Genomic DNA, 25155 nt, shown 5'->3' on the forward strand with positions numbered 1-25155 from the left:
TCGCCCACAGGGAGTAAGCCAGAGATGGCCGATGCAACAGAAAACCAGCCGGAAGCCTCGGACGAGACCGTCGACGCTCCGAACCTCACCGACCTGTCGCTTGCGGAGGCGGAAGCCGCCGCGGTGATCGAAGCAGTCGCTGCCGTCGAGGGGGATACGGGCGCCCCCGCGGCGCTCGGCCTGCCCGACGGGGATGACGCGGATGCCGCGCCCTCCGAGAGTGCGCCGCCCCCGGCGTTCGAGGAGTTCGCGCCCGCCGAGCCCGACGCGGCCGGATCCTCTGACGAGCCCCCCGCGGCGGCCGAGCCCGCCGCCCCTACGGGGCCGCCCACCGCGGTGTCGCTGGGTCTCCTGCCGGAGACCTTCGTGTCGACGGTGAGCACCGCGCTGCACTTCTACGCCCCCGAGGTCCCCGTGCTGCCGCCGTCCCTTCCGGTGGAAGAGGAGGTCAGCCTTCCCGCGAACGCGCGTCGGCGCAACCGCCGCCGCGGAGCGGGTGCGGACGAGCCGGGCGAGCAGGAGCAGCCGCCGGCACCGCGTCAGCGCACCGTCGAGTACATCACCGAGCCGCAGCGCATCAAGGGCTCCACGCGGCTGGAAGCCAAGAAGCAGCGCCGCCGCGACGGCCGCGAAGCCGGTCGTCGGCGACCCGTGGTGACCGAGGCCGAATTCCTCGCGCGCCGGGAATCCGTCGATCGCGTCATGGTGGTCCGCTCCAAGCACGGCCGCGTGCAGATCGCCGTCCTCGAGGACAACGTGCTCGTGGAGCACTACGTCGCGCGCAACCAGGACGCCTCGCTCATCGGCAACGTGTATCTCGGTCGCGTCCAGAACGTTCTGCCCAGCATGGAGGCGGCGTTCGTCGACATCGGCCGGGGCCGTAACGCGGTCCTCTACTCGGGCGAGGTCGATTGGGATGCGGCGGAGACCGGAAACCAGCCGCGCCGTATCGAACTGGCCCTCAAGTCCGGCGACCGCGTCCTCGTGCAGGTGACCAAGGACCCGGTCGGGCACAAGGGCGCCCGTCTCACGAGCCAGATCTCCCTTCCCGGTCGCTACCTCGTGTACGTACCCGGTGGCGCGATGAACGGGATCTCCCGCAAGCTCCCCGACACGGAGCGGGCGCGCTTGAAGAAGATCCTCAAGGAGGTGCTCCCCGAGTCCTCCGGCGTGATCGTGCGAACGGCGGCCGAGGGCGCCACCGAGGAGCAGCTGACGCGCGACGTGCAGCGGCTCACCGCGCAGTGGGAGCACATCTCGAAGCAGGTCGAGTCGATCCAGGCGCCCGCTCTCCTGCACTCCGAGCCCGACCTCCTGGTCAAGATCGTCCGTGACGTCTTCAACGAGGACTTCACCAAGATGCTCATCCAGGGAGAGGACGCCCAGCAGACGATCACGTCGTACCTGGCCGGCGTTGCCCCCGACCTTCTCGAGCGTGTCGAGTCCTACGACGCCGACGGCGATCCGTTCGACGAGTTCCGCGTCACCGAGCAGATCGAGAAGGCCCTCGACCGCAAGGTGTGGCTCCCCTCGGGCGGTTCCCTCGTGATCGACCGCACGGAGGCGATGACGGTGGTCGACGTCAACACGGGGAAGTTCGTCGGCTCCGGCGGCAACCTCGAGGAGACGGTCACCAAGAACAACCTCGAGGCCGCGGAGGAGATCGTCCGGCAGCTCCGGCTGCGAGACATCGGCGGCATCATCGTGGTCGACTTCATCGACATGGTCCTGGAGTCCAACCGCGATCTGGTGCTGCGTCGCCTCGTGGAGTGCTTGAGCCGCGACCGCACCAAGCACCAGGTCGCCGAGGTCACGTCCCTCGGCCTGGTGCAGATGACGCGGAAGAAGCTCGGCCTGGGGCTGCTCGAGACCTTCAGCGAGCCGTGCGAGGTATGTGCAGGACGCGGTGTCGTCGTGCACCACGACCCGGTCGTGAAGCACCGCTCCGGTGGCGCTGCCGCATCGAGCGGGTCGTCCAACCGGCGCGGACGCACCAACGGCAACGGCAACGGGAGTGGCAACGGCGGCTCCACCGGCACGCACGTCATCACCGAGGGCGTGAAGTCGGCCCTCGCGCAGATCGCCGCATCCACGATCCAGGCGGTCGTCGGCGGTGCCCCGGAAGCGCCGGCCGAACCGGCCGTGGCAGAGGAGGCGCCCGACGAGCAGATCGTCGAGGCCCCCGCGCGCAAGGCGCGCAAGAAGCGGCCGGACTCCGCGGCGAAGACGCAGCGCACGGAGAAGGACCTGCTGCTGGACTCCGTCCTGCAGGCCCTCCCCGAGCCGAAGGCACCGGGTCAGGGGCGCTCGCGTCGACGGGTCACCACGGCGGCTCTGAGCGGCACCCCCGTCCAGGCGGCCCAGGTAGACGAGTCCTGAGCGGTCAGCGGTTCCGGCGCCGATCGCGCGCCGGAACCCGCAGGCCCGACGCGAGGAGCCTGCGGACCAGTTCGTGCCCGTCGACGGACTGGGCGCCCCCCGCGACGAGCCGCTGGTGCTGGTCCTCGGGGACGTCGTAATGGTCGAGGTCGAACCCGCGGCGGGGGATGCCGTGCTGCCGCGCGAACGCGTGGAGCTCGTCCAGATCCGTGTCGCTGACCAGGTGCGCCCACAGCAGCCCATGCGCCGGCCACATCGGCTCGTCGATCAGGATCACCACGCCAGCGATCCTATTCGGAGGCCCTCGACACGCGGCGAAGCCCGCCGCTTTGCCACTCGTCCGGGCATCAGCTAAACTCGACCCTTGGTGCGTTGTGTTCGCCTCCTTCGTGGCGGCGATTTCGCGGTTCGTGGACAAGCCGGTCAACGGTGAGACGAAAAACCGCACCGAGTCTTCCGTCATCAGACAACTTGGAGCAGTGCGCTCCCGAATGAAACAGGTGTGAAGTGGTTTACGCAGTTGTGCGCGCCGGCGGCCGGCAGGAGAAGGTAGAGGTCGGCACGGTTGTCGTTCTCGACCGCCTCGCCGCGTCGGTGGGCGACAAGGTGCAGCTTCCCGCGGTGCTCCTCGTCGACGGCGACGCTGTCACGACCGACGCCGACAAGCTCGCGAAGGTGACCGTTACCGCCGAGGTCCTCGGTGAGGAGCGCGGTCCGAAGATCGTGATCCAGAAGTTCAAGAACAAGACCGGCTACAAGAAGCGCCAGGGGCACCGTCAGGACCTCACGCGCGTCAAGATCACCGGCATCAAGTAAGCCAGGGAGACGTAGAGATGGCACACAAGAAGGGCGCAAGCTCCACTCGGAACGGTCGCGACTCCAACGCCCAGCGACTGGGCGTCAAGCGCTTCGGTGGCCAGGTCGTCGGTGCAGGCGAGATCATCGTCCGCCAGCGCGGCACTCACTTCCACCCCGGCGCCAACGTGGGCCGCGGTGGCGACGACACGCTGTTCGCTCTGTCGGCCGGCGCGGTCGAGTTCGGCCGCAAGGGCGGCCGCAAGGTCGTCAACATCGTCGTCGCGGCGGAGTGACCCGGAGCATAGACACGGTTTCCCGAGGGGGTGGGCGTACGCCCACCCCCTCGCTCCGTTGCCCGCCCCCATCGCTTCGCCCCGCATCCGCCTCTCACGCACGAAGGGAACCCACATGGTCACGTTCATCGACCAGGTGACGCTGCACCTGCGCGCGGGCAAGGGCGGCAACGGTTGCGTCTCGGTCAAGCGCGAGAAGTTCAAGCCGCTCGCCGGCCCCGACGGCGGTAACGGCGGGCACGGCGGAGACGTCGTTCTGGTCGCCGACCCGCAGGTCACGACGCTGCTGTCCTACCATCACTCGCCGCACCGCTCCGCGGGCAACGGCGGCTTCGGGATGGGGGATCACCGCTCGGGTGCGCTCGGCGAGTCGCTGGAGCTTCCCGTGCCCGTCGGCACGGTCGTGAAGACGGCGGACGGCGAGACGCTCGTGGACATGATCACGCCGGGCATGCGGTTCGTCGCCGCCCCCGGTGGACAGGGCGGGCTCGGCAACGCCGCGCTGGCATCCACGAAGCGCAAGGCGCCCGGATTCGCTCTCCTCGGCACACCCGGGTGGGAGGGCGACCTCGTCCTCGAGCTCAAGACCGTGGCCGACGTCGCGTTGGTCGGATTCCCCTCCGCGGGCAAGTCGAGCCTCGTCGCCGCCGTCTCGGCGGCGCGGCCCAAGATCGCCGAGTACCCGTTCACCACGCTGCATCCCAACCTCGGCGTCATCCAGGCCGGTGACGTGCGCTTCACGATGGCCGACGTCCCGGGGCTCATCGAGGGAGCGAGCGAGGGGCGCGGGCTCGGCCTGGAGTTCCTCCGCCATGTCGAGCGCTGCACGGCTCTCGTGCACGTGCTGGACTGCGCCACCCTCGAGCCCGGTCGCGATCCGCTCACCGATCTCGACGTCATCCTCACCGAACTGGCCGCGTACCCCGTTCCCGAGGGGCAGATCCCGCTCCTCGAGCGACCGCAGCTGATCGCCCTGAACAAGGTGGATGTTCCGGAGGCGAAAGACCTCGCGGCCCTCGTCCGTCCCGACTTGGAAGCGCGCGGGTTCCGCGTGTTCGAGATCTCCACCGTGTCGCGCGCGGGTCTGCGCGAACTCACCTTCGCCCTCGGCGAGCTCATCGAGCAGCACCGGGCGGAGCTGGCTGCGGCGGAACCCGCCGAGCGCATCGTCATCCGCCCCCAGGGCTCCGACCGTGACTTCACCGTGCGCGTCGAGGGTGGCACCTACGGACCGGTGTACCGCATCCTGGGCGCGAAGCCCCTGCGGTGGGTGCAGCAGACCGACTTCCAGAACGACGAGGCCGTCGGTTACCTCGCCGATCGTCTCGAGCGCCTCGGCGTCGAAGACGAACTATTGCGCGTAGGCGCGACGCCCGGCGCCACCGTCGTCATCGGCGAAGGCGACGGGGTCGTCTTCGACTGGCAGCCCTCGCTCTCGTCGGCGGCCGAGCTCATGACCGCACCGCGCGGCACCGACCCTCGTCTGGATGAGAGCACCCGCCGCAACACGGCGCAGCGCCGCGCGCGCTACCACGAGCGGATGGACGCCAAGGCCGATGCGCGCGCCGAACTCGAGGCCGAGCGGCTGACGGGACGGGACGGACAGGGCGCATGACCGCGCTCACGCGCACCGACGTCCCCGGCGCGAACCGGGTCGTGGTGAAGGTCGGGTCCTCCTCGATCAGCGGCGACAACGCCCACCGCATCGACACGCTCGTGGAAGCTCTCGCGTCAGCGCACGCCCGGGGCACCGAGATCGTCCTGGTGTCGTCGGGGGCCATCGCCACGGCGCTGCCGTTCCTCGAACTCGCCGGTCGCCCGAGCGACCTCGCGACCCAGCAGGCGGCGGCGGCGGTCGGCCAGAACGTCCTGATGTGGCGCTACCAGACCTCGCTCGACCGCTTCGGGCTGCTCGCCGGCCAGGTGCTGCTGACGGCCGGAGATCTGGAGAACCGCACGCCCCGCTCGAACGCCCGCCGGGCCATGGAACGGCTGCTGGGGCTGCGCGTCCTCCCGATCGTCAACGAGAACGACACCGTGGCCACGCACGAGATCCGCTTCGGCGACAACGACCGTCTCGCGGCGCTGGTCGCCGAGCTCCTCGGTGCGGACGCCCTCATCCTGCTGAGTGACATCGAATGCCTGTACACGCGTCCGCCGGGGGAGCCGGGGTCACGCCCCATCCACACCGTCGAATTCGGCGACGATCTGCAGGGGTACCAGTTCGGGAGTGTCGTGGTGAACAGCGTCGGCACCGGGGGAGCGGCGACGAAAGTGTCGGCGGCCCGTCTGGCGGCGTCCTCCGGAGTCGGGGTGCTCGTCACCAGCGCCGACCTGGTGGGAGACGCTCTGGACGGTCGCGACATCGGCACCTGGTTCGCTCCCGACCCGCAGGCTGGCACCCCCGCGCCCACGGGCCCCGTCGGAACGGTCGCCACGCCCCGTCGGTAGACTGTGCGGATGACCATCGTCGCGACATCGGCCCGCGAGCGGATGCTGCTCGCCAAGGACGCGGCGCGCTCCATCGGCCTCCTCGACGGCGACCGCAAGCAGGAGATGCTCCGCGCCATCGCGGCGCGCCTGGAGGCGGATGCCGCACTGATCGTGGCCGCCAACGCGGAAGACCTCCAGCGTGGGCGTGACAGCTCGATCGGCGACGCTCTGCTGGACCGGCTGCGTCTGGACGAGCCGCGGGTGGCCGCCCTCGCCGCTGCGGTGCGGGACATCGCCGACCTTCCCGACCCGGTGGGCCGCGTGCTGGACGAACGCACCCTGCCCAACGGCCTGCGCCTGCAGAAGGTCACCGTTCCCTTCGGCGTGGTCGGCACGATCTACGAGGCACGCCCGAACGTGACCGTCGACATCGCCGCGCTCGCCCTGCGCTCGGGGAACGCCGTGGTGCTGCGCGGCGGCAGTGCCGCCGAGCAGACCAACGCCGCTCTCGTCCGCAGCATGAGGGCCGCCCTCGTGGAGTCGGGCGTCGATGCCGAAGCCGTACAGACGGTCGACGAGTTCGGACGCGAGGGTGCGCGCGCGCTGATGCAGGCGCGTGGCATCGTCGACGTCCTCATCCCCCGCGGCAGCGCACGGCTCATCCAGACGGTGGTCACGCAGTCGCAGGTGCCGGTCATCGAGACCGGCGCGGGCGTCGTCCACATCGTTCTCGACGCCAGCGCCCGGGCGGACTGGGCCCGCGACATCATCGTGAACGCCAAGGTGCAGCGTCCCAGTGTGTGCAACGCCGTGGAGACCGTGCTCGTGCACCGCGACGCGGCCGACCGCGTGCTGCCGGACGTTCTCAGCGCCCTGGAGGACGCCGGCGTCACCGTGCACGGCGATGACGCCGTGGTGCGCCTTCATCCCAGCGCCGTGCCCGCGACGGAGGAGGACTGGGCCGCCGAGTACCTGAGCCTGGACGTCGCCATCCGCGTGGTCGACGACCTCGACGATGCCCTCGCTCACATCCGCCGGTACTCGACCCACCACACCGAGTCGATCGTCACGGACGATGCCGGCAGCGCCGAGCGATTCCTCGCCGAGGTGGACTCGGCCGTCGTCATGGTGAACGCCTCGACCCGATTCACCGACGGCGGAGAGTTCGGCTTCGGTGCCGAGGTGGGCATCTCGACGCAGAAGCTCCACGCGCGCGGGCCCATGGGACTGGCCGAACTGACCAGCTCGAAGTGGCTGGCGCGCGGCGAAGGGCAGATCCGCGCATGAGCGCACTAAAATGGCAGGGCGCGTCGCGCTCGACCCGAACGGAGACCCGATGACCACCGCCACGTTGATCGCCCTCGCTGCTGCGGAGGCGGAGCACCATGGGAACGTCGCCCTGGAGACGTTCTGGTATGGCGCGGTGGCGCTGGCCGTCTTCGCGTTCCTGGGGATCGTGACGCTGTCGTATCGCAACGTGGCCAACCGCCACGCCCCCAAGGCGGAGGCCTACGCGCGCACCCACCCCGCCCCCACCCGCGAAGGACACGGCCACTAGGCCCACTGAATGTCGGGTGAACGCGCTCCGCGGATCGGGGTCATGGGTGGGACGTTCGATCCCATTCATCACGGTCACCTCGTCGCAGCCAGCGAGGTCGCCCAGAGCTTCGGGCTCGATGAGGTGATCTTCGTGCCGACGGGGATGCCGTGGCACAAGCAGGAGGTCACGGAGACCGAACATCGGTATCTGATGACGGTCATCGCGACGGCTGCCAATCCGCAGTTCACCGTGAGCCGAGTCGATATCGACCGGGTCGGGATCACCTACACGATCGACACGCTGCGTGATCTCAAGGCCCAGCGGCCCGGCGCCGAGCTGTTCTTCATCTCCGGTGCGGACGCCGTGGCGCAGATTCTCAGTTGGAGGGACCATGATGAGTTGTGGGACCTCGCGCATTTCGTCGCGGTGTCACGGCCCGGCCACGTTCTGAGCACGGAAGGGCTGCCCACCAAAGACGTCAGCCAGCTCGAGATCCCTGCACTGGCGATCTCGTCGACCGACTGCCGGGACCGGGTGCGCCGCGGACACCCCGTGTGGTATCTCGTCCCCGACGGGGTCGTCCAGTACATCGCAAAGCACCACCTCTATCGGAGCAATGCATGACCACATCAGACCAGCCCGAGACGTCTCCGCTGACCCGCCGTCGCATCCGCGAGATCCGGGCGACCGGCGCCCATCCGATCATCCGGCCCTCCGTCGAGGAGGAGCCGGCGGACGCCGACATCGAGACGCCGACCCCCGAACCCACCGCCCCCGCGCCCACTCCACTTCCACGCGCTGCCGAGCCGGCTGCGGTGTCTCCCGCTCCGGCGCCCGATGCGTCGGTCGACCTGGGGATGGTCGCGCTGACGCGCCGTCAGGCGCGCGCTCAGGAGCGTATCCGCACTGCATCCGTCCCCGTGATCCACGCCGACGCCGTACCGTCCGCCTCGGCGTCCGCGGTGCCCTCCGCCACTGAGGTGCCCGTTGCCGCGGATGTGGAGGAACTGCTGGCTTCCCCGTCGCAAGACCGCGACGACGTGCCCGTGACGCCGGAGAACAGCGCCGAGCACTCTGCCGACGTAGAACTGCTCGAAGCGGAGCTGCAGGACGCGGAGCCGCAGGACACGGAGACGCACGACGCGGAGCCGCACGACGCGGAGCCGCAGGACGCGGAGACGCACGACGCGGAGCCGCGCGAGGCGGAGCCGGTGGAGGACGCGCCGCAGGACTCCCAGGCCGGGCCGCTCGAGGGCCTGGTCGCGCCGGCCGCCGACCGCGCACCCGTCGCCCCGCCCCTCGTGCACCCCGAGCTGGGCTCCGACCTCCTCGCCGGCCCGGTGCCCGCGGTCTCCATTCCGCCGTCTTTCGACCAGCTCATCGCCCGGGGCAGCTCGGGGACGGGGTCGGTGGCGACCCCGAACGCCCTGATCCTGTCGCAGACCCCGACCGCGGCACCGATGTCGCCCATCTCCTCGACCGGCGAGGTGCTCATCACCGGGTCGTTCGACCTGCCCGCTGGACTCGGGTCGGTCGGCCACGCGCACGGCACGACCGACGGCAAAGACCTCGACGCGGCGCTGATCGACGGCGAGCTGCCGCCGGCATCGTCGCCCACCCCGATCGCGGCGAGCGCCGCGATCAGTACCGCCCGCCACTCCGGCGAGGAGATCATCCGCCCCCCGGCGCCCGAGAAGGGCAACAAGCTCATGCTGGCGCTCGTGATCACCGCCGGCGTCCTCGCCCTTGCCCTTGTCGGCGTTCTCATCTTCGCCGTGACGACCGGAGTCTTCTGATGGCCGCCACCGATATCTCCCGCGTGATGCTCGACGTCGCCGCGCATGCCGCCGACGCGAAGGGAGGCGAGGATCTCGTCGCGCTGGATGTGTCGGAGCCACTTCCGCTCGTCGACATCTTCCTCATCGCCACCGGACGCAACGAACGCAATGTCGCCGCGATCGCCGACGAGATCGAGGCGAAGCTCCTCGAAGCGGGGCACAAGCGCCTGCGCCGTGAGGGACGCGCCGAGTCCCGCTGGATCCTGCTGGACTTCGGCGATCTCGTCGTGCACGTCTTCCACGAGCAGGAGCGCGTCTACTACGGGCTCGAGCGACTCTGGAAGGACTGCCCGCCGGTCCCGATCGACCTGCCCACGCACGCCGAGTAGCGCGCGTCGGCCGGAGTCACTGCAGGCAGAACTCGTTGCCCTCGGGGTCGCGCAGCTGCCAGTACCGCTCGGGCCACGGACCCCAGTCCTGCTCGACGAGGCGCACCACCTCGGCCCCCAGCGCGACGAGTCGATCCTTCTCGGCGTCCAGTACGTCGGGGGCGATCGGATGATGTCCATCCGGCCGGTCGGCGGTGACGTCGATGTGGAGACGGTTGCGCTGCGTCTTGGGCCCGTCCGCGTGATGGAAGAACATGCGGGGGCCGTTGCCCGTGGGGTCTTCCGCCAGACCGCGGTGGGAGAGATCCTCTTCGGTGAGGCCGTTGGTGAGCAGCGTGTCCCGCAGGTCACCGTGGAACTCGACAGGGGGGTACCCGAACACGCCCGACCAGAAGCGCGCGAGCGCGGGCGGGTCATCGGCGTAGAACACAATGTTTCCGAGCGACGGCATGACGGTTCCCTCCGTTGCGAGCACGATATCCGCCGCCTCCGACACCCGCCCCAGTTCGAGGGTGTGCGGGGAATGTAGTAGTCTTGCGTGGTTGCCTCATGAGGCAGCATCCGGGCCTGTGGCGCAGCTGGTAGCGCACCTGCATGGCATGCAGGGGGTCAGGGGTTCGAGTCCCCTCAGGTCCACCAAAAACACCCGGTGACGGGTAATTTCGGGGAAGAGTTAAGACCTCTCCGTGGCATCCGAGCGGCACTCACGGGCACTCCGTGAGTCCGCCCGGAGATTCCGAGAGGGATACCCGAAATGGCTCAATCGCAGCCCCGTTCCGCGCACCCGAAACGCAAGCGCCCTGCCGCGTGGGGAACCATCCGCCGGCGCGAGTCGGGCAAGTTCGAAGCGTTCTACCGGATGGAAGGGCGCACGATCCGAGCCCCTCGCCGGTTCGACAGCGACGCCGAGGCGCAGGCATGGCTCGCCACCGAACGTGCGGCGCACGTGACCGGAACGTGGATCGACCCTGAGCGCGTGTCTGTGGCCCCCGCTAGCGCCCCCGGCGTGCTGACACTCGCGAGCACGTTCGAGGCGCTGTGCGAAGCGCTGATCGCGGAAGAAGCCGCGTTCGCTGAGGCGCGGCCGGCCTACCTGCACGAACAGGCACGCCTGATCCGTCGCGTCATCGTGCCCACGCTCGGCGCGGTCCCGCTCGGCGCGGTGAAGCCGAGCCTGCTCGACGCCGCGTATCAGCAGTGGCACGCGCACCGCGCCCCACAGGCTCGCAACGCACTGGTAGCGCTGCGGAAGGTAGTCAAGCTCGGCAAGCGCCGCGACCTGTTCACGTTCGACATGGCCGACAGCATCCGCGTGCATCCCCGCACGGAAAAGGAGATCGTGACGCTAGAGCCGATGCAGCTCGCGCAGTTCCGGCGCACGGTCGAAGATTGGCGCGACCGCCCCGAGCGCTACGGACCGCAGCCGTCCCGGCTGCTGCTCGACGTGACAGACGTGATGCTGGCCACGTCGGCGCGCATCGGTGAAGCGCTCGGGCTGCGGGTGCAGGATGTCGATTTCGGGCACGCTCGCACCGTGGTAACGATCGCCGGAACGCTCATCGAAGGGCACGGCCAGCGCAAGCACTGGCAGCCGGCGACCAAGACCGAAGCGGGCATGCGGTCGATCATCGTCCCCGAGTGGGCGGTGCCGACTCTGGAACGGCTCACCATGGCGGCGAACCTGCACGGCACCGACTACCTGTTTCACACCAGCAGCGGCCTGCCCACCGGCTCGCACTCGGTACACCGCCAGCTGCGCGCCGTGCGGAACTGGGCGGGGCTGTCATCCGAGCTGGTGCCGCACGTGTTCCGCAAGACCGTGGCGACGACGATCGCTGACCACGAAAGCGGGGGACTGGACGCGGCAGCGCTCACGCTCGGGCACTCTCGCTCGCGGGTGACCGAACAGCACTACGCGAAGCGGCGCACGCTCGCACCGGACATGCGCGAAGCGCTGGCGTCGCTCGGGGAGGGCGCACGATGATCACACCCGAACTGACGGCCCGATTCACCTGCCCGGTGCCATGGTGTGAGGGACGCACCTGGACGCACGGCGGCGACGACGCCTTGCCCGACGAATGGCTGCACGAAAGCGTCAGCATCACGCTGCCCGGAGGCATGACCGTGCTGCGCCGAGCGACGGCACTCGATCCCGACCAGTGGACGCTGCGCACGTCAGAACATGCCGAAGTAGCCGAAGCGGCGTCACCGGGCCAGCTAGCCGCCCTGCTGGACGCCGCCGCCGCACAGCTGCGCCAGCTCGCCACCGACACGACAACATAACCACCCCCGGACAAAGCCCCCGCACAATCGCGTGCGGGGGCTTTTTCGCGTCCGCAACGCCTCGCGCGGATACGTGCTCGACAGCGACATGTCTAGGACATGTCACCAGTACCCCGCGCAGCTCGACGCCCCCGGCCCGCATCTCGCAGCTCGCCGCCCCGAGCGAGGATGCTCGCCCGAGCGCAGCTCGATGCCCGCCAGCCAGTAGCTCGCCGGCGCGGGTTGGGTCCACCCCGGCCGGCCGGTGACGCCGGCAGCAGTTCGCGCAGTTCGCCACGGCCAGCCGAGTGCGCCGACACCCCCGCGCAGCACCCCGAACCGGCCCCAGATCCATCGGCGGCAACCTGTTTTCGGGGTCAATTACCTGGACATACCTGCACGGCAGCGGCGTGTGCGGAATTGAGGCGCGCGCCGACACCCCCGCACCATTGACCGCAACAGCCCGCCCCGTACCGGAGAGGGACAGACACGACGCCCCGATGGAAGGAATACCACCATGAACGCCAGCCCGATCCCCGCCACCGCTCCCGCCCCCGAGGCGTGGCCCGATCTGCTCACCGTGGCCGAAGCCGCCGCCTACATCAACACGTCTGAGCGATTCGCACGCCGGCTGGTTTCTGACCGCCGCGTGCAGGTCGTCAAGCTCGGCAAGCACGTCCGCATCCCGCGCCCCGCGCTGGACGAGTACGTGGCAGCGAACACCCGAGAGCCGGTCTCGCCCCGCGCCTGAACGCTTCCAACAGACCCCACTACCTACCGAAAGGCCGGCGCGACGATGATCCCCAACCCGCGCGGCGCTCTGCGCGCCACTACGCCGGGCGACGCGGCTGCTCTCACGGACCCGCGCGATTCCGCCTTTCTCGACTGGGCGCTGGGGGAGGATGCTCACCCGGATGATCTCGGAGAGCTGCACCGCCGAGCGCTGCGCGACCGTGCGCGCCGCGCAATGGACGCCGACGCCGCAGCCGTCGCACGCGGCATCCCGGCCCGCAGCGACAGCCTCGAATGGCTCGCGCAGCAGCTCCCGGACGATCACCCGAACCGCGCCGCCGTGCGAGCCCTTGCGAAGCGAGCCGGAGTGCCCACCCGCGCGATCTCGCTGCGTGAGCGCAGAGCGGCGCTCGTCGCGGCGCGCGACCGAGCCAGCGCCGAGCTGCGCGCCATGGTCTCGGCTGCCGTCCCGCTCGCGCTGCGAGAGGCGCACGCCCGCGCCGCGACTGCTGCCCTGCGAGCTGCCCCCGTCTGGCGGTTGCCTCTCGCGCCCCGCGCCCCAGCGCCAGCCGGCCTGGTGTAAGCGCGAGCCCATCCCGCCGCACTCTGCGGCACAGGACTGCCGGCCATTTCCGGCACTAGACCGACGCATAGCGCCGGCTCGCGCCTCAGAGCGCCCTGCTCACACCCATAGGCACCCCCGCACCCCGCGCCTGCGCCGGTCTGTGTGACCCGAAACGGAACCAAACCGATGTCTACCTACAGCCCCCTTGGAAGCGCCAGCGCCCCCACAGCCGCCCTCCGCTGGTACGTGCTGCGCCGCGCAGACTGCGACCTACCGCCCGAGCTGCCCGAAGCGACACCCCTCGCCGCCAAGCTAGTGCAAGCCGTCTACTACGCGGTGACGCCCGAGATCCGCGCCGACATTCGCGCTGGTCGAAACTCGCGCCGTGTAGGACTCGCATTCGATCAGATCGACGCTCGCGCCCTGGTGCCGCTGCGCATGTCCCGCCGTGATCGCGGCCGAGGCATCGACTACCTGGTGAAGCTCGAAGCCTCGCGCGGAGGGGTGCTCTCGTGAGCGCCCTGCCTACACGCGACGACGCACTGCGCCTCGCAGCAGCCGGCTGGCCGGTGATCCCGCTGCGCGGCAAGATCCCGATGACCGCGCACGGCGTCAAGGACGCAACCACCGACCCTCAACAGATCGCGGCATGGTGGCCCGGCGGCGCACGGCGCAACGTCGGCGCACGCGTGCCTCGCTCGCTGCTGGTGCTCGATATCGACCCTCAGAACGGCGGCAGCCTCGCAGAGCTTGCGGATGCCGCAGGTGGGCAACTACCGCGCACACTCACCGTGCATTCCGGCCGTGGCACAGGGGGCCGTCACCTGTACTTCCTGAATCCGGGAAGGCCGCTGACCTCGACCCGCCTGCCGGCTGGCATCGACGTCAAGACCGAAACCGGCTACCTCGTCATGCCCCCGAGCCTGCACCCTGACACCGGGCAGCCCTACCGGTGGGAGGATGCACCCCCGGCACCGCTGCCCCCGGCCCTGCGCGAGCTGCTGCGGCCAGCCGAACCTCGTCGCTCGCCCCGCGCGACGCCGGCCAGCTCGACGCAGCACGCCAGCAGACTGAGCGGGCGCGCGGCGTACCTGGCGGCATTCGTACAGGACGCCCCGGAGGGCACGCGAAACGGGCGACTGTTCTGGGCGACCTGTCAGGCTATCCGGGACGGCCACGACGCACTGACTTTCGATCTGCTGGAAGGGGCAGCCGTCGCCGCGGGCCTGACGGAGACAGAAGCGACGCGCACGATCGCGAGCGCACGCCGAACGATGGGCGGCGCGTCGTGACGGTCCCTGCGGTTCCGGTGGCCGTCGAGCCGCTGCCCGATTCGGGGGCGGTGTGGATGAGCGAGCGGCCCGAGCTGATCGCACTGCGCTACGAAGCGCGCAGGCGCATTGCCTCGCCGTGGGCGCTGCTGGCTGCCGCTATCAGCCGATCCCTGCTCACGATCCCGTACCCGGTGCGCTATCGCTCTGCGCTGCACCCTGAGGGCACCCCGCTGAATCTCGCGCTGGCCCTGGTGGGCCGCTCAGGCGCGGGTAAGTCCACCGCGATCCGTGGCGCAGCTTGCGCCGTGATGTTCGAAGGGGAGGACGTGCCTGAGACCGCGCACGCGCGCAGCGGTGAAGCGATCGCGACCATGCTCGGGAAGGTCCACACGGAGAAGGGCGAAGATCCTCAGCTGACCTACGCCCGCCCGGATCACGCGGTGTGGCTGCACTGGGATGAAGTAGGCCAGCTCGCGCAGCAGGGTGACCGCACAGGCTCGACCATGCTCGAAACGATCAAGTCTGTGACCTCCGGGGAAACCATCGGCGGGCAGAACGCGAAGGGCGACGGCGTGACCATCCCGGCCGGCAGCTACAGGGCAGTGCTCACACTCGGCGTACAGCCGCGTCGGGCTGGGCCGCTGCTGGGTGACGGGGCCGTGGCCGGCGGTCTGTCAGCCCGGTTCGTGTGGCTGGTGGCGGAAGATCCCGAGGCGGCAGACGCCCCGCGCCCGAGCGCCGAACAGCCGCCCGTATACGTGCCCCTCTCGCAGTGGGACGGCGCGCGATACGTGGACGCCCTGCCCGAGATGGACGCGGCACACGAAGCGGACACCCGCGCCGCGCACCGGGGGGAGCGGGAGCCGATCAACAGCCGCGTGCTGCTGAACCGGGCGATCATTGCCATAGCGCTGGCGAACATGGCCGGGCGATCTCACCTGACGGCGGAGGATTGGCACCTGGCAGGCGCTGTGCTCGCTCACTCACTCGACACGCTCGATACGGTGGCCGAGGCGCTGGCCGAACCTGACGAGGGCCAGCAGCTGAGATCTCAGCGCGTGGAACACCGGATGCGGGAGCGGCTGAGCGAGATGCAAGCACAGGGCGTCCCGTTCTACGAAGCTCGCCGGAAGCTGTCCAGGGCGCAGGGTGACCACCTGACCGAGCTGCTGCACGCGGGGAAGTTTGCGCCATGGTGAGTGAGCGTGCTACGGTCGTGTTCACCGTGAGGGCCTTATAGGGGGGCCAGGGGGTTGGAGTATCTACAGGCAGTAGATCATGCCGCTGATAGGTGAGCAACGTGCTCCGCACCCCGAGAGCAACAGTGCGCCTCGCAGCGTCGAGTCGATAGACCGATGCTGCGGGGCGCATCATCGTGTGGCAGGTACTGTGGCGGTCGTGTGGCGGTCGTGTGGCGGTCGTGTGGCGACACGACGGATCAACAAAAGCCCTGGTCAAAAGGAGAAAACGCCGGATGGGCGGCGGTGTGGCGGGTGTGGCGCATACCGCCACGCGGGCGGACCCCGTTTTTCTGGGAGCGACCCTGGGACACCCCGCCCCAGTCTTCATTCTTACGGGAGGGGTTAGAAATATCCGGGGGATACGGCACACAGCGCGGGCGAGACACACCGCCCTTGAGGAATGTGCCCCGCGCCGTTCGAAGCTCGGCACCGCGCGTCGCGCAGCGAACCGCGGCGGCCGCTGCATCTTGGAGAGTACGTTCACCACGAGTGCAGCTCGCGGGGCAGCATCCCTCCTGCAGCGCGATGCCGGCAGCACGGCACGCGGTGTGCTCCGTCGGATGCCGGGCGCGTGTTGCGCGATCAACGTTTGCGATCTCGAATATCGTTTGCCGGGTGGAGCGAGCTAGATGAGACTGAGCAAAGTCACCCTAAAGCGGTTCAAGCAGTTCACTGACGACAAGGTGAAGCTGCGCGATGGACTCACGATCGTTGCCGGCGGCAACAACGCGGGCAAGTCCTCGTTGCTGCAGGCGCTGGCGGTCTGGGAGTTCTGCAAGGTGGCGACTGTTGCTGAGAAGGGCACAGATGCGCTCACGAAGGACGGGCTTGCCCCGCTCGGCTTAGGTGTGGGCGACGATGAGTTCTCTCCGATCAACGTTCCAACGCTGAATCACCTTTGGACGAATCTCAAGTCATCCAAAGTGCCGGGAGTCGACCCCGACGGCTACACGCTGGCGATCGGCTGCTGGTGGCCAGATCCAAGCGGCGACGAGAAACACCTTGAATTCTCCCTGTCGCTCGCAAACGATCGGCTCTTCGTGAAGGTGTCGTCGTCGAACCTAACCACACAGGATCGTGTCCCGGTGATCGCGTACCTACCACCCTTCGCAGGAATCTCAGCGCGCGAGGAACGCGCAACAGGCGCGATGCGCCGCCGGCGTATTGGGGAGGGACTCGCGGGCGCAGTGTTGAGAAACCTCCTGCTCGATATGCGACTCGCGAACCTCGCGAAACGCGACGAGCTTGCCGAGGGCAAGACACGCGTTCCGGACAAGGATCTCGCGAAGCTCCGTGAAGAGGATCCGTGGGAGTTGCTTCAGGGTACTTTGCGCGAGGTGTTCTCCGCCGAGATCGTGATGCCAGAGTTCAACGAGGAGTATCACTCCTACATCCAAGCGAATGTCGTGAAAGGCAAAGTCGACGGCTACAAGCTGACGCGCTACCCGAAGTACAAGCCGCGAGACTTGATGGTTGAAGGCAGCGGATTCCTCCAGTGGCTCAGCGTATATACGCTCGCCACTTCCCCCGCGATCGATGTGCTGCTGTTTGATGAGCCAGATGCACATTTGCATGCCGCGCTGCAGGCCCAAATGGTCGAGAGGCTCTCTGGCCTTGCGAGCCAGTTCGACAAGCAGGTGCTGCTTGCCACCCACTCTACGGAGATCATCAGGACCACCCCGCCGGCTGAGATCCTCGAAGTTCGGGGGCGCGCTACTCCGCGTTTCCGGTATCTCGCTGAGGACGAACAAAAGGTCGGTCTGATGGTGGGCATCGGAAGCGACTACGCGCCGCGAATTGATCGCGTTCGGAAGAACAAGCGTGTCCTCTTCTACGAGGGAAAGTCCGATCGGGATGTGCTGCGAACACTTGCCACCGTGTGCGGCATCACCTGGCCGGCAAACGTTGCAGAGTGGCAGACAAGCGACCACGTGAAGGAACGGAAGATCGTTTGGCGCTCCTTGCGTTCCGAGTTCGGCGACGTGCGGGCACTTAGTATCCGCGACCGCGACGACGAGCCAGCAGCAACAGTCGATGCCACGCTTCACGACAAGAGCAACGGTAGTGAGGATGGTTTCACCGCTCTGAAATGGCGCCGAAGGTACATAGAGTCGTACCTAATTTGGCCCGAAGCGATCGCGGCGGCGTCCGGCAAGAGCGTAGATGCGGTTAGGAGCGACCTCGATTCCGTGTTCGGCTTCGGCACGATTGACGGCAACTGGACAAAGTCCGATGCCGCAGACGCATTTCTCGATGCGCGCGCCAAGAGCGTACTAGGGCACTTCGGTGTCAAGGCTGCGAAGGTTGCTAAGAAGATGCCCGCGGACGCGATCTGTGAGGACATCAGGACATTCCTCACGGCGCTGCATGATCTCAGCACGTAGTACGCGGCGGGGTCTCGTTTCGGGCGCAGCCGCCCCCGCGCACGGCGGGCCGCGACGCGAGGGTCTGCGCGCCCGGAGGATCGGCACGCTAGGAGGATGCTGAGCCCGAGCGCAGCTCGACGCCACCACCAAGTAGCGCGACGCGACGCGCGCGTCCGCGGCATCACCCGCCGGGGCGATGCTCACCCCCAAGTGCCTGGTGGCGGTTTGCGATTCTCGAATGCCGGCGTGGCAAAGCTGTCAGCCTGAGCAGCGGCACTCACGGGGCACTCGATGGGCGACGGACGCGGCACTCGGCGGCACTCCGGTGCGGTAAACAGCGGTCCAGTGCGGCCAAAGATTGACTAAGCTAATGCCCGGTCGGAGGGCGGTTTGCCCCGAGATTTCAAGCAACCAGCCACGGGCACACAACGTGCAGGGGGTCAGGGGTTCGAGTCCCCTCAGGTCCACCGAAGTCTCTTGTGAGGCAGAACGTCCTCGCTCCCGGTCTGGGGAGCGAGGACGTTTTTCTTCCTCTGGAGACGTCTCCGCACCTCGCCATTCGGCGCACGGTGTCCGTGGGTCTTTCGGCCTTAGTGACGTGGTCTTCAGCGCCGTACGGTGGCCGCACAACGTGAGACCGACGAGCTCACACCGGAGGGCCACATGTGCACAGGAGCGAACTACACCACTCGGGATCACTACTTCGGGCGCAATCTCGATCTGGAGTTCTCCTACAACGAGACGGTCACCGTGACGCCGCGGAACTTCCCCTTCGAATTCCGTAAAGCGGCCGCGCTCCCGACCCACCACGCGATCATCGGGATGGCGACCATCGCGGACGGGTACCCGCTGTACTACGACGCGACGAACGAGAAGGGCCTGAGCATGGCCGGGCTGAACTTCCCGGACAACGCCGACTACAAGCCCGAGGCGCGGGACAAGACCAACATCACCCCGTTCGAGTTCATCCCGTGGATCCTCGGGCAGTTCGAGACCGTCGACGAGGTGAAGACGGCTCTGGCCGGGCTGAGCCTCGTGGAGATCAATTTCAGCGAGACCTTCCCGCTGTCGCCCTTGCACTGGATCATCTCCGACCGCAATCGGTCCCTCACGGTGGAAAGCGTCAAGGAGGGCCTTAAGGTGTACGACAACCCCATCGGCGTCCTCACCAACAACCCCACCTTCGACATCCAGTCGTTCAACCTCAACAACTTCATGCACCTGTCCAAGAACCCGCCGGAGGCGCACTTCTCCGACGAACTGGAGTTCGACGTCTACAGCCGTGGAATGGGAGCGATCGGCCTGCCCGGCGATCTGTCGTCGTCATCGCGTTTCGTCAAGGCCGCCTTCACGAAGCTGAATTCGGTCTCGGGGGATTCCGAGTCGGAATCGATCAGCCAGTTCTTCCAGATCCTGGGATCCGTCGCCCAGCAGCGAGGATGCGTCGAGGTGTCGCCCGGCAAATTCGAGATCACCATCTACTCCTCGTGCTGCAACACCGATCAGGGGATCTACTACTACACGACCTACGAGAACAGCCAGGTGACCGGGGTCGACATGCACCAGGAAGACCTCGACGGCAGCACGCTCGCCGATTACCCCCTCGTCAAAGGCCAGCAGATCCGCATGGCCAACTGACGGCCGGCTCAGGCGCCTGCGGGCTGACTTCGCCGCCGCGACCCGATGACGAACGCGAGCGCGAGGATCGCCGCCCCCAATGCGGCAAGCGGGATGGCAAGACGCCCGACCCCGAGCGCCGCGGCACCGACGATGGGTGCGAGCGCGATACCGAGATACATCGCCGTCGAGTACCAGGAGAGGGTGACCCCCGCCTCGGCGGGATTGGCGACCACCAGGAGATCCTGGATGCCGACCTGGGGACTCATCGCGACGACTCCCCAGATCGCGTAGATGAGGATCGCCCCGGGGAGGAAGGTGGTCGAGGTCTCGAGCACCACGTACACCACCGCCATCCCGAGAAGACCGATGATTGTGGCCCGTCGTCCGCCGATCCGGTCGACCATGCGTCCCCCGAGCCACGTGCCGAGGAGACTGGCGAGGCCGAAGGCGAGCAATGCGGCGGCCAGCAGGCTGTGCGAGGGTCCGAGAACCGGTGCCAGCACCTCCGCACTGAAGACGTACAGGACGTTGAACGAGAGCGTGACGCACACCATGGCCAGGAGCACGAGGAGGATGCGGCGGTCGGCGAGCACCGCCAAGCGGGCGCGCAGCGTCGCCCCCACCGCATCCGGGATACGCGTCAGGGTGAGCCCGATCACGACGGCGAGGACGACGGCGAGCCCCGCAATGATTCCCAGTGCGGTGCGCCATCCGACGGCGCTGGCGAGAGCCGCCCCGAGAGGCGACCCGAACGCGATCGCGCCCGAGAACCCGAACGTCACGATGGCGATCGCCGCGCCGCGGTGGCGGGGGTCGACGAGCGCGGGGGCGGCCGCCGTCGCCGGCGGAACGAGCGCGGCCCCGCCCAACGCCGCGACGATGCGCCCCGCGATGAAGATCTCGACGGTGCCCGCGACGGCCGTGATCGTGATGCCGATCGCCACGAGGGCCATCCCACCCGTGAGCAGTGCGCGTCGCGGCACACGCGCGAGGAAGGTCGCAACGAGCGGTGCCGCAACGGCCACGACGGCGGCATACCAGGTGATCGCGGTCGACACCACGGCCGTCGTCGCGCCGAAGGAGCGCGCGAGGTCGGGCAGGACGCCGGCGATCACGAAGGCGTTGGTGCCGACGGCGAACATCGCTCCCGCGAGAACCCAGAGCCGCACGAGGACCGACACAGGGATTCGCGACCCCGGGTACGATTGTTCGATGGGTGTCATACGGACAGCTTAGGGAAGAGTTCGACATCTATGGAACGATCGGAGTGACGAAATGCCGGAGTACCCCGTACCGGACATGACAGACGTCAGCATGGAGGGCGTGCTGAAGGCGCTCGGTGACCCGACCCGGCTCGCCATCGTCCGAATGCTTGCCGACGGCGACCCGCGCCCGAAGTCCGAGGTATGGGAAGCGTTCGCGACCTCGAAAGCCACCTGCGCGCACCACTTCAAGACCCTGCGCGAAGCCGGCCTCGTCGCCTACGAGGTACATGGCCGCACGCACGACATCCGGCTGCGCAAGCGCGAGCTCGAGCAGCGGTTCCCCGGGTTGGTCGACGCGGTGACAGATGCGGTGGGGGCCGACCGAGTCGGCTGGTCCGCGTGATCCGAGTCCTCCTCGCACCGTTCGCAGCGGCCGCGGTGCTGCTGGCCGCTGCCGGGCCGGGCGGGAATCCCGCGACCCATGACCTATCGCCCACCCCGGCGAGCGGCGGAGAGGTACGCGTCGCCGCCGCGCCGCTCGACGACTCGGCGGCCGACGCGCGGGCCGCCGCCCGCGTTGCGACGATGACGCTGCGCGAGAAGGCCGCGAGCGTCGTGATGGGCCACGTTCCGACCACCGATCCCGCCACGGCGGCCGCCTATCGCGACGCGAACGGGCTCGGCGCTTTCATCCTGATGGGTGCGAACGTCCCCGAGAACGAGGACGAGCTGCGCGCCCTGACCGCCGCCCTCACCCCCGAGCCGGCCTTCCCGACGCTGATCGCGATCGACCAGGAGGGCGGCGACGTGTCCCGGCTCCCATGGGATGGCTTCCCCGCGGCCCGCACACTGAAGGATGTCGCGCCCGACGCCGCGCGCGACGCGTTCGCCGCCCGCGCAGCGCTCGTGGATCGTGCCGGCATCTCGGTGAACTTCGGCATCGTGGCCGACGTGACCCCCGACCGCTCGATGTTCATCTTCCGCCGGGCGTTGGGGGCCGACCCCGCCGGCTCTGCCGAGCGAGTCGTCGCGGCCCTGACCGGCGAGGGGAGCCAGGCCGCGTCGACGCTGAAGCACTTCCCGGGCCACGGGGCCGCCCCGGGGGACTCGCACGCCGGGATTCCGGAAACGGACGAGACGCTCCAAGAGTGGCGCGCGAGCGATGCGGTGCCGTTCGCTGCGGGGATCGACGCGGGCGCCCCGCTGCTGATGTACGGACACCTCCGGTACACGGCCGTGGACTCCGTGCCGGCATCCCTGTCGCCCGAGTGGCACCGGATCGCCCGCGAGGAGCTGGGCTTCACGGGCGTCTCCGTCACGGACGACCTCGGGATGCTGCAGGCCTCGGGGGAACCCGGATTCGCCGATCCGGTTGCCAACGCCGTGGCGGCCCTGGCCGCCGGCAACGACCTCGTGCTGTCCGTGATGTTCACCACTGCAGACTCCGCGTCGCAGATCGTCGATGGAATCGTCGCGGCGGTGGAATCCGGGACGCTCCCCGCGGGCCGGCTGGACGAGGCGGCGACCCGCGTGGCGGCCCTCCGCCTCGAGCGTGCCGATGCGGGCGGGGGCTTCGTGCCCTGCCCGGCGTGCGACCCCGCGGGCTGATCAGCCCACGACCGCGAGGAGGCGTTCCCGCAGACCCGCCGCCCGTGCGGCGAAGCCGCGCTGCTGCCGCACGTACTCGGCCTTGCCATCGGGGGTCTCGATGGCGACCGGCGTGTACCCCCACGCGGTCAGATCGTAGGGGGAGGCGCGCATGTCCAGTTGCCGGATCTCGCGCGCGAGGGTGAAGCAGTCCAGAAGGAGCTCCCCGGGCACGAGGGGGCCGAGCTTGACCGCCCATCGGTACACATCCATCCCGGCGTGCAGGCACGCCGGCTGCTCGAACGATGCCTGGTGATCCCGGGAGAGCGCGTCGCGGTTGCGCGGCACGGCGTCCGGTGTGAAGAAGCGGAAGGCGTCGAAGTGCGTGCAGCGCAGGTCGTGCGACTCCACGACCTCGTCCGTACCGGCGGCACCCAGGCGCAGGGGAGCGGGATGGCGCACCTCGCTCGTGCGGTAGAGCATCGCCCACTCGTGGAGTCCGAAGCATCCGTACACCGGCGCCCGTCCCGCAGTCGAGCGCAGGAGGCCTTGGATGCCGCGAAGGAGCGATGCCCGCTCGGTGCGGAGGAGCTCGGCGTCGACCACTGCGCTGCCCGGTTCGTCCCCGGCCCGGTACCAGCGCCACGTGGTGCGCTCGGTGGCATCGCGCAGCTGGACGCCCGCCCCCGGGTGCCAGCGGCGCAGGAGCGCCGGCCGGTACGAGTAGTACGTGAAGAGGAAGTCATCGACCGGATGCGTCTCACCCCGGGCGGCCCGTTCGCGGCGACCGGCCGTCAACGCGTCGGCGCGCTCGGCATGCGCGCGTGCGCGCTCGTGCCACTCCTCGGCGTGGAGGACGGGGGGAGGAGCGAGGTCGACGGACACGTTCCGAGGATAGGCGAGGGTCACTCGTCGACGGGTTCGATGAGCTCCGGGCCGTTGTTGCGGACGTTGCCCACAGCCTTCGATACGACATGGTCTTCCAGTGCGTCGGCGACGGCGGGAGCCGCGTCGATCGCCGCATCCAGCACGTCACGGACGTTGTCGGTGGACGGGTCGAGCCACGCGTCGGCGTGATCGGGGTCCATGAACAGCGGCATGCGGTCGTGGATCGAGCCGAGGCGGCCGATCGAATCCCGTGTGAGGATCGTGAAGCTCAGCATCCATCGGTCGGGGTCGTCGTCGGGCAGGGCCGGGTTCTTCCACCACTCGTACAAGCCCGCGAAGAACATCGGAGAGCCCTCGGCGGGATGGATGAAGTGCGGCACCTTTCCCGAATCGGTGGCCTTCCACTCGTAGTAGCCGGACGCCGGGATCACGGCGCGACGCTTCTCCAGTGCACGACGGAACATCGGCTTGTCCTCGAGTTCTTCGCTCCGGGCGTTGAATGCCCGCGCGCCGACCTTCGGGTCTTTCGCCCATCCGGGCACCAGCCCCCATCGCGCGGGCTCCAGGCGGCGCGTTGGGGGCTCGGTCTTGGCGGAATCCAGCACGATCGCCGCGGTGTCCGTGGGGGCGATGTTGTACGACGGTGCGGGCAGGTTCTCGGCCTCGACATCCACCCGGAGCACCCCGACGAGCTCGGAACCGACGTTGGCCACGACGAATCGACCGCACATGCTTCCACCGTACGCGGTGGGGGCGACCTCAGGCGTGCGGGTCGCTCGAGATGATTCCCACGTCCTCGAGGCGCTCGAGGAGTCCGGCGCCGTCCGATTCGGTCACCCACGGCACGTTCGCCGCCGAGTGGTCGTCGACGACGGTCCGGCCACCGGCGAGGACGGCCTCGGCGGGGGAGAGGCGGCGGATGGCGACGGCGGCGACCGAGCCGGAGTTCTCGCTGGCGAACTTCGTGTAGATCTCGTCGTCGTGCTGTCCGTCATCACCCACCAGCAGCCAGCGGATCTGCGGGAACTCGGCCGCGAGGCGCTGCAGATTCGAGGCCTTGTGGTCGCGGCCGCTCCGGAACCAGCGGTCGTGCGTGGGGCCCCAGTCGGTGAGGAGGATCGACCCCGGCGGGAACAGGTGCCGGCGAAGGAAGCGGATGAGGGTGGGCGCCACGTTCCACGCTCCGGTGGAGAGGTAGAGCATCGGCGCGCCGGGGTTGTCCCGCGTCAGCCGTTCCAGCAGCACCGCCATCCCGGGCACGGGCTGGCGCGCGTGCTCGTCGACGACGAAGGAATTCCAGGCCGCGAGCAGCGGTCGCGGGAGGGCGGTCACCATGACGGTGTCGTCGACGTCGGAGACCACGCCGAATCGCACGTCGGAGGCCACGATGAACACGCGCGTCTCGGCGGGTTCGCTGCCCTCCACCGACATCGTCAGCGTCTGCCAGCCCGGGTCAAGACGTGCCGGCACGACGGTGTCGATGACGCCGCCCCGGTCGGCGACAACCTCGTGCGTGGTGCCCTGCACCGTGATGCGCACCTGCGCGTAACCGACGGGAACGGAGACGAAACTGCGCCAGCCCCGCACGCTCGCGTACTCGCCGGTGGCGTCTTTGCGCATCGGCGGGGCGATCAGCACGCGACCGAGCACGCGCACCCAGTCCTCGCCTCCGTAGCCGGGGAAACCGGCGACCTGCGGGCGCAGCCCTCGCCCCCGCGAGCGCCGTTCACGCCAGGCGTGCAGGCGGCGCTCCAGTCGGGCGAGCCAGAGGACCTTGGTGCGTTGCGGTTCGGCGGAGGACATTC

At 68.9% G+C, this 25155-nt stretch carries 27 protein-coding genes, 1 tRNA gene and 1 pseudogene; 23 read left to right on the forward strand and 6 right to left on the reverse strand.

Annotated features, from left to right (window positions below; genetic code table 11):
- The first annotated feature begins 24 nt into the window (after positions 1 to 24).
- Positions 25 to 2379 (forward strand): Rne/Rng family ribonuclease, encoded by a 2355-nt coding sequence (locus tag AC2DGY_RS07780; protein WP_484509121.1) that lies wholly within the window; start codon positions 25 to 27, stop codon positions 2377 to 2379.
- A 4-nt stretch (positions 2380 to 2383) separates the two neighbouring features.
- On the opposite strand, the gene AC2DGY_RS07785 is transcribed toward AC2DGY_RS07780, so the two are convergent.
- Entirely contained in the window at positions 2384 to 2659 is a 276-nt protein-coding gene (locus tag AC2DGY_RS07785; protein WP_484509122.1) for a DUF4031 domain-containing protein, read from the reverse strand.
- 227 nt (positions 2660 to 2886) lie between these two features.
- Here AC2DGY_RS07785 and rplU point away from each other — a divergent pair, with 227 nt between their 5' ends.
- From rplU to rsfS, 9 genes are all read left to right on the forward strand, one after another.
- Positions 2887 to 3195 (forward strand): 50S ribosomal protein L21, encoded by a 309-nt coding sequence (gene rplU / locus AC2DGY_RS07790; protein ID WP_484509123.1) that lies wholly within the window; start codon positions 2887 to 2889, stop codon positions 3193 to 3195.
- A gap of 17 nt (positions 3196 to 3212) precedes the next feature.
- The gene (rpmA, locus tag AC2DGY_RS07795; RefSeq protein WP_484509124.1) at positions 3213 to 3470 is read left to right on the forward strand and encodes a 50S ribosomal protein L27; all 258 of its coding nucleotides are present in this window, start codon (positions 3213 to 3215) and stop codon (positions 3468 to 3470) included.
- Positions 3471 to 3585: 115 nt separating this feature from the next.
- Positions 3586 to 5085 (forward strand): GTPase ObgE, encoded by a 1500-nt coding sequence (gene obgE / locus AC2DGY_RS07800; protein ID WP_484509125.1) that lies wholly within the window; start codon positions 3586 to 3588, stop codon positions 5083 to 5085.
- Complete coding sequence (proB, locus tag AC2DGY_RS07805) at positions 5082 to 5921, forward strand: glutamate 5-kinase (protein ID WP_484509126.1); 840 nt, start codon at positions 5082 to 5084, stop codon at positions 5919 to 5921. The genes obgE and proB overlap by 4 nt, the downstream gene beginning before the upstream one ends.
- 9 nt (positions 5922 to 5930) lie before the next feature.
- Positions 5931 to 7190 (forward strand): glutamate-5-semialdehyde dehydrogenase, encoded by a 1260-nt coding sequence (locus AC2DGY_RS07810; RefSeq protein ID WP_484509127.1) that lies wholly within the window; start codon positions 5931 to 5933, stop codon positions 7188 to 7190.
- Positions 7191 to 7239: 49 nt separating this feature from the next.
- Positions 7240 to 7461, forward strand: coding sequence for a hypothetical protein (locus tag AC2DGY_RS07815; RefSeq protein WP_484509128.1), 222 nt, complete (start codon positions 7240 to 7242; stop codon positions 7459 to 7461).
- 9 nt (positions 7462 to 7470) lie between these two features.
- Positions 7471 to 8067 (forward strand): nicotinate-nucleotide adenylyltransferase, encoded by a 597-nt coding sequence (gene nadD, locus AC2DGY_RS07820; protein ID WP_484509129.1) that lies wholly within the window; start codon positions 7471 to 7473, stop codon positions 8065 to 8067.
- Positions 8064 to 9239 (forward strand): hypothetical protein, encoded by a 1176-nt coding sequence (locus AC2DGY_RS07825; protein WP_484509130.1) that lies wholly within the window; start codon positions 8064 to 8066, stop codon positions 9237 to 9239. The genes nadD and AC2DGY_RS07825 overlap by 4 nt, the downstream gene beginning before the upstream one ends.
- Entirely contained in the window at positions 9239 to 9610 is a 372-nt protein-coding gene (gene rsfS, locus AC2DGY_RS07830) for a ribosome silencing factor (protein WP_484509131.1), read from the forward strand. Before AC2DGY_RS07825 ends, rsfS begins: the two co-directional genes overlap by 1 nt.
- A 16-nt stretch (positions 9611 to 9626) precedes the next feature.
- Here rsfS and AC2DGY_RS07835 read toward each other — a convergent pair whose 3' ends face one another.
- The gene (locus AC2DGY_RS07835; RefSeq protein ID WP_484509132.1) at positions 9627 to 10061 is read right to left on the reverse strand and encodes a VOC family protein; all 435 of its coding nucleotides are present in this window, start codon (positions 10059 to 10061) and stop codon (positions 9627 to 9629) included.
- A gap of 112 nt (positions 10062 to 10173) precedes the next feature.
- On the opposite strand from AC2DGY_RS07835, the gene AC2DGY_RS07840 reads away from it, so the two are divergent.
- From AC2DGY_RS07840 to bsh, 11 genes and pseudogenes are all read left to right on the forward strand, one after another.
- Positions 10174 to 10249: transfer RNA gene (locus tag AC2DGY_RS07840), tRNA-Ala, on the forward strand.
- Between the two features lie 115 nt (positions 10250 to 10364).
- A pseudogene (locus AC2DGY_RS07845) lies at positions 10365 to 10541 on the forward strand (hypothetical protein); the annotation flags it as partial.
- Positions 10542 to 10616: 75 nt separating this feature from the next.
- Positions 10617 to 11594, forward strand: coding sequence for a tyrosine-type recombinase/integrase (locus AC2DGY_RS07850; protein ID WP_484509988.1), 978 nt, complete (start codon positions 10617 to 10619; stop codon positions 11592 to 11594).
- Entirely contained in the window at positions 11591 to 11893 is a 303-nt protein-coding gene (locus AC2DGY_RS07855; RefSeq protein ID WP_484509133.1) for a hypothetical protein, read from the forward strand. Before AC2DGY_RS07850 ends, AC2DGY_RS07855 begins: the two co-directional genes overlap by 4 nt.
- Before the next feature lie 496 nt (positions 11894 to 12389).
- Complete coding sequence (locus AC2DGY_RS07860) at positions 12390 to 12623, forward strand: excisionase family DNA-binding protein (RefSeq protein ID WP_484509134.1); 234 nt, start codon at positions 12390 to 12392, stop codon at positions 12621 to 12623.
- A 45-nt stretch (positions 12624 to 12668) separates the two neighbouring features.
- The gene (locus AC2DGY_RS07865) at positions 12669 to 13187 is read left to right on the forward strand and encodes a hypothetical protein (RefSeq protein WP_484509135.1); all 519 of its coding nucleotides are present in this window, start codon (positions 12669 to 12671) and stop codon (positions 13185 to 13187) included.
- A 168-nt stretch (positions 13188 to 13355) separates the two neighbouring features.
- A complete protein-coding gene (locus tag AC2DGY_RS07870) occupies positions 13356 to 13685 on the forward strand; it encodes a hypothetical protein (RefSeq protein WP_484509136.1) in 330 nt (109 codons plus the stop codon).
- Positions 13682 to 14461, forward strand: coding sequence for a bifunctional DNA primase/polymerase (locus AC2DGY_RS07875; RefSeq protein WP_484509137.1), 780 nt, complete (start codon positions 13682 to 13684; stop codon positions 14459 to 14461). The genes AC2DGY_RS07870 and AC2DGY_RS07875 overlap by 4 nt, the downstream gene beginning before the upstream one ends.
- A gap of 56 nt (positions 14462 to 14517) precedes the next feature.
- A complete protein-coding gene (locus tag AC2DGY_RS07880; protein WP_484509138.1) occupies positions 14518 to 15642 on the forward strand; it encodes a hypothetical protein in 1125 nt (374 codons plus the stop codon).
- 671 nt (positions 15643 to 16313) lie between these two features.
- Positions 16314 to 18068, forward strand: a complete 1755-nt coding sequence (locus AC2DGY_RS07885; RefSeq protein WP_484509139.1) for an ATP-dependent nuclease — start codon at positions 16314 to 16316, stop codon at positions 18066 to 18068.
- Positions 18069 to 18668: 600 nt separating this feature from the next.
- Positions 18669 to 19688 (forward strand): choloylglycine hydrolase, encoded by a 1020-nt coding sequence (bsh, locus tag AC2DGY_RS07890; RefSeq protein WP_484509140.1) that lies wholly within the window; start codon positions 18669 to 18671, stop codon positions 19686 to 19688.
- Positions 19689 to 19696: 8 nt separating this feature from the next.
- On the opposite strand, the gene AC2DGY_RS07895 is transcribed toward bsh, so the two are convergent.
- Entirely contained in the window at positions 19697 to 20893 is a 1197-nt protein-coding gene (locus tag AC2DGY_RS07895) for an MFS transporter (RefSeq protein WP_484509141.1), read from the reverse strand.
- Between the two features lie 76 nt (positions 20894 to 20969).
- Between AC2DGY_RS07895 and AC2DGY_RS07900 the strand changes: the two genes are divergently transcribed.
- Entirely contained in the window at positions 20970 to 21278 is a 309-nt protein-coding gene (locus tag AC2DGY_RS07900; RefSeq protein ID WP_484509142.1) for an ArsR/SmtB family transcription factor, read from the forward strand.
- On the forward strand, positions 21275 to 22483 hold the full coding sequence (locus AC2DGY_RS07905) for a glycoside hydrolase family 3 N-terminal domain-containing protein (RefSeq protein ID WP_484509143.1): 1209 nt from the start codon (positions 21275 to 21277) through the stop codon (positions 22481 to 22483). The genes AC2DGY_RS07900 and AC2DGY_RS07905 overlap by 4 nt, the downstream gene beginning before the upstream one ends.
- Here the strand turns inward: AC2DGY_RS07905 and AC2DGY_RS07910 are convergent, their stop codons facing one another.
- Genes AC2DGY_RS07910 through AC2DGY_RS07920 form a run of 3 tightly spaced genes read right to left on the reverse strand, consistent with a single transcriptional unit; the run spans position 22484 to position 25153 of the window.
- Positions 22484 to 23347, reverse strand: a complete 864-nt coding sequence (locus tag AC2DGY_RS07910) for a 3-methyladenine DNA glycosylase (RefSeq protein WP_484509144.1) — start codon at positions 23345 to 23347, stop codon at positions 22484 to 22486.
- A 20-nt stretch (positions 23348 to 23367) separates the two neighbouring features.
- Positions 23368 to 24081 (reverse strand): SOS response-associated peptidase, encoded by a 714-nt coding sequence (locus tag AC2DGY_RS07915; RefSeq protein ID WP_484509145.1) that lies wholly within the window; start codon positions 24079 to 24081, stop codon positions 23368 to 23370.
- A 28-nt stretch (positions 24082 to 24109) separates the two neighbouring features.
- Positions 24110 to 25153, reverse strand: a complete 1044-nt coding sequence (locus AC2DGY_RS07920; protein WP_484509146.1) for an App1 family protein phosphatidate phosphatase — start codon at positions 25151 to 25153, stop codon at positions 24110 to 24112.
- Positions 25154 to 25155 lie beyond the last annotated feature (2 nt).

The organism is Microbacterium sp. Z6_144 (assembly GCF_057197625.1).

What these genes read in the sequence shown, in the direction of transcription:
- AC2DGY_RS07780 (WP_484509121.1), top strand. Translation starts at nt 25, where the DNA reads ATGGCCGATGCAACAGAAAACCAGCCGGAAGCCTCGGACGAGACCGTC.
- rpmA (WP_484509124.1), top strand. Translation starts at nt 3,213, where the DNA reads ATGGCACACAAGAAGGGCGCAAGCTCCACTCGGAACGGTCGCGACTCC.
- obgE (WP_484509125.1), top strand. Translation starts at nt 3,586, where the DNA reads ATGGTCACGTTCATCGACCAGGTGACGCTGCACCTGCGCGCGGGCAAG.
- proB (WP_484509126.1), top strand. Translation starts at nt 5,082, where the DNA reads ATGACCGCGCTCACGCGCACCGACGTCCCCGGCGCGAACCGGGTCGTG.
- AC2DGY_RS07810 (WP_484509127.1), top strand. Translation starts at nt 5,931, where the DNA reads ATGACCATCGTCGCGACATCGGCCCGCGAGCGGATGCTGCTCGCCAAG.
- AC2DGY_RS07815 (WP_484509128.1), top strand. Translation starts at nt 7,240, where the DNA reads ATGACCACCGCCACGTTGATCGCCCTCGCTGCTGCGGAGGCGGAGCAC.
- nadD (WP_484509129.1), top strand. Translation starts at nt 7,471, where the DNA reads ATGTCGGGTGAACGCGCTCCGCGGATCGGGGTCATGGGTGGGACGTTC.
- AC2DGY_RS07825 (WP_484509130.1), top strand. Translation starts at nt 8,064, where the DNA reads ATGACCACATCAGACCAGCCCGAGACGTCTCCGCTGACCCGCCGTCGC.
- rsfS (WP_484509131.1), top strand. Translation starts at nt 9,239, where the DNA reads ATGGCCGCCACCGATATCTCCCGCGTGATGCTCGACGTCGCCGCGCAT.
- AC2DGY_RS07835 (WP_484509132.1), bottom strand. Translation starts at nt 10,061, where the DNA reads ATGCCGTCGCTCGGAAACATTGTGTTCTACGCCGATGACCCGCCCGCG.
- AC2DGY_RS07855 (WP_484509133.1), top strand. Translation starts at nt 11,591, where the DNA reads ATGATCACACCCGAACTGACGGCCCGATTCACCTGCCCGGTGCCATGG.
- AC2DGY_RS07860 (WP_484509134.1), top strand. Translation starts at nt 12,390, where the DNA reads ATGAACGCCAGCCCGATCCCCGCCACCGCTCCCGCCCCCGAGGCGTGG.
- AC2DGY_RS07865 (WP_484509135.1), top strand. Translation starts at nt 12,669, where the DNA reads ATGATCCCCAACCCGCGCGGCGCTCTGCGCGCCACTACGCCGGGCGAC.
- AC2DGY_RS07870 (WP_484509136.1), top strand. Translation starts at nt 13,356, where the DNA reads ATGTCTACCTACAGCCCCCTTGGAAGCGCCAGCGCCCCCACAGCCGCC.
- AC2DGY_RS07880 (WP_484509138.1), top strand. Translation starts at nt 14,518, where the DNA reads ATGAGCGAGCGGCCCGAGCTGATCGCACTGCGCTACGAAGCGCGCAGG.
- AC2DGY_RS07885 (WP_484509139.1), top strand. Translation starts at nt 16,314, where the DNA reads ATGAGACTGAGCAAAGTCACCCTAAAGCGGTTCAAGCAGTTCACTGAC.
- AC2DGY_RS07895 (WP_484509141.1), bottom strand. Translation starts at nt 20,893, where the DNA reads ATGACACCCATCGAACAATCGTACCCGGGGTCGCGAATCCCTGTGTCG.
- AC2DGY_RS07900 (WP_484509142.1), top strand. Translation starts at nt 20,970, where the DNA reads ATGACAGACGTCAGCATGGAGGGCGTGCTGAAGGCGCTCGGTGACCCG.
- AC2DGY_RS07915 (WP_484509145.1), bottom strand. Translation starts at nt 24,081, where the DNA reads ATGTGCGGTCGATTCGTCGTGGCCAACGTCGGTTCCGAGCTCGTCGGG.
- AC2DGY_RS07920 (WP_484509146.1), bottom strand. Translation starts at nt 25,153, where the DNA reads ATGTCCTCCGCCGAACCGCAACGCACCAAGGTCCTCTGGCTCGCCCGA.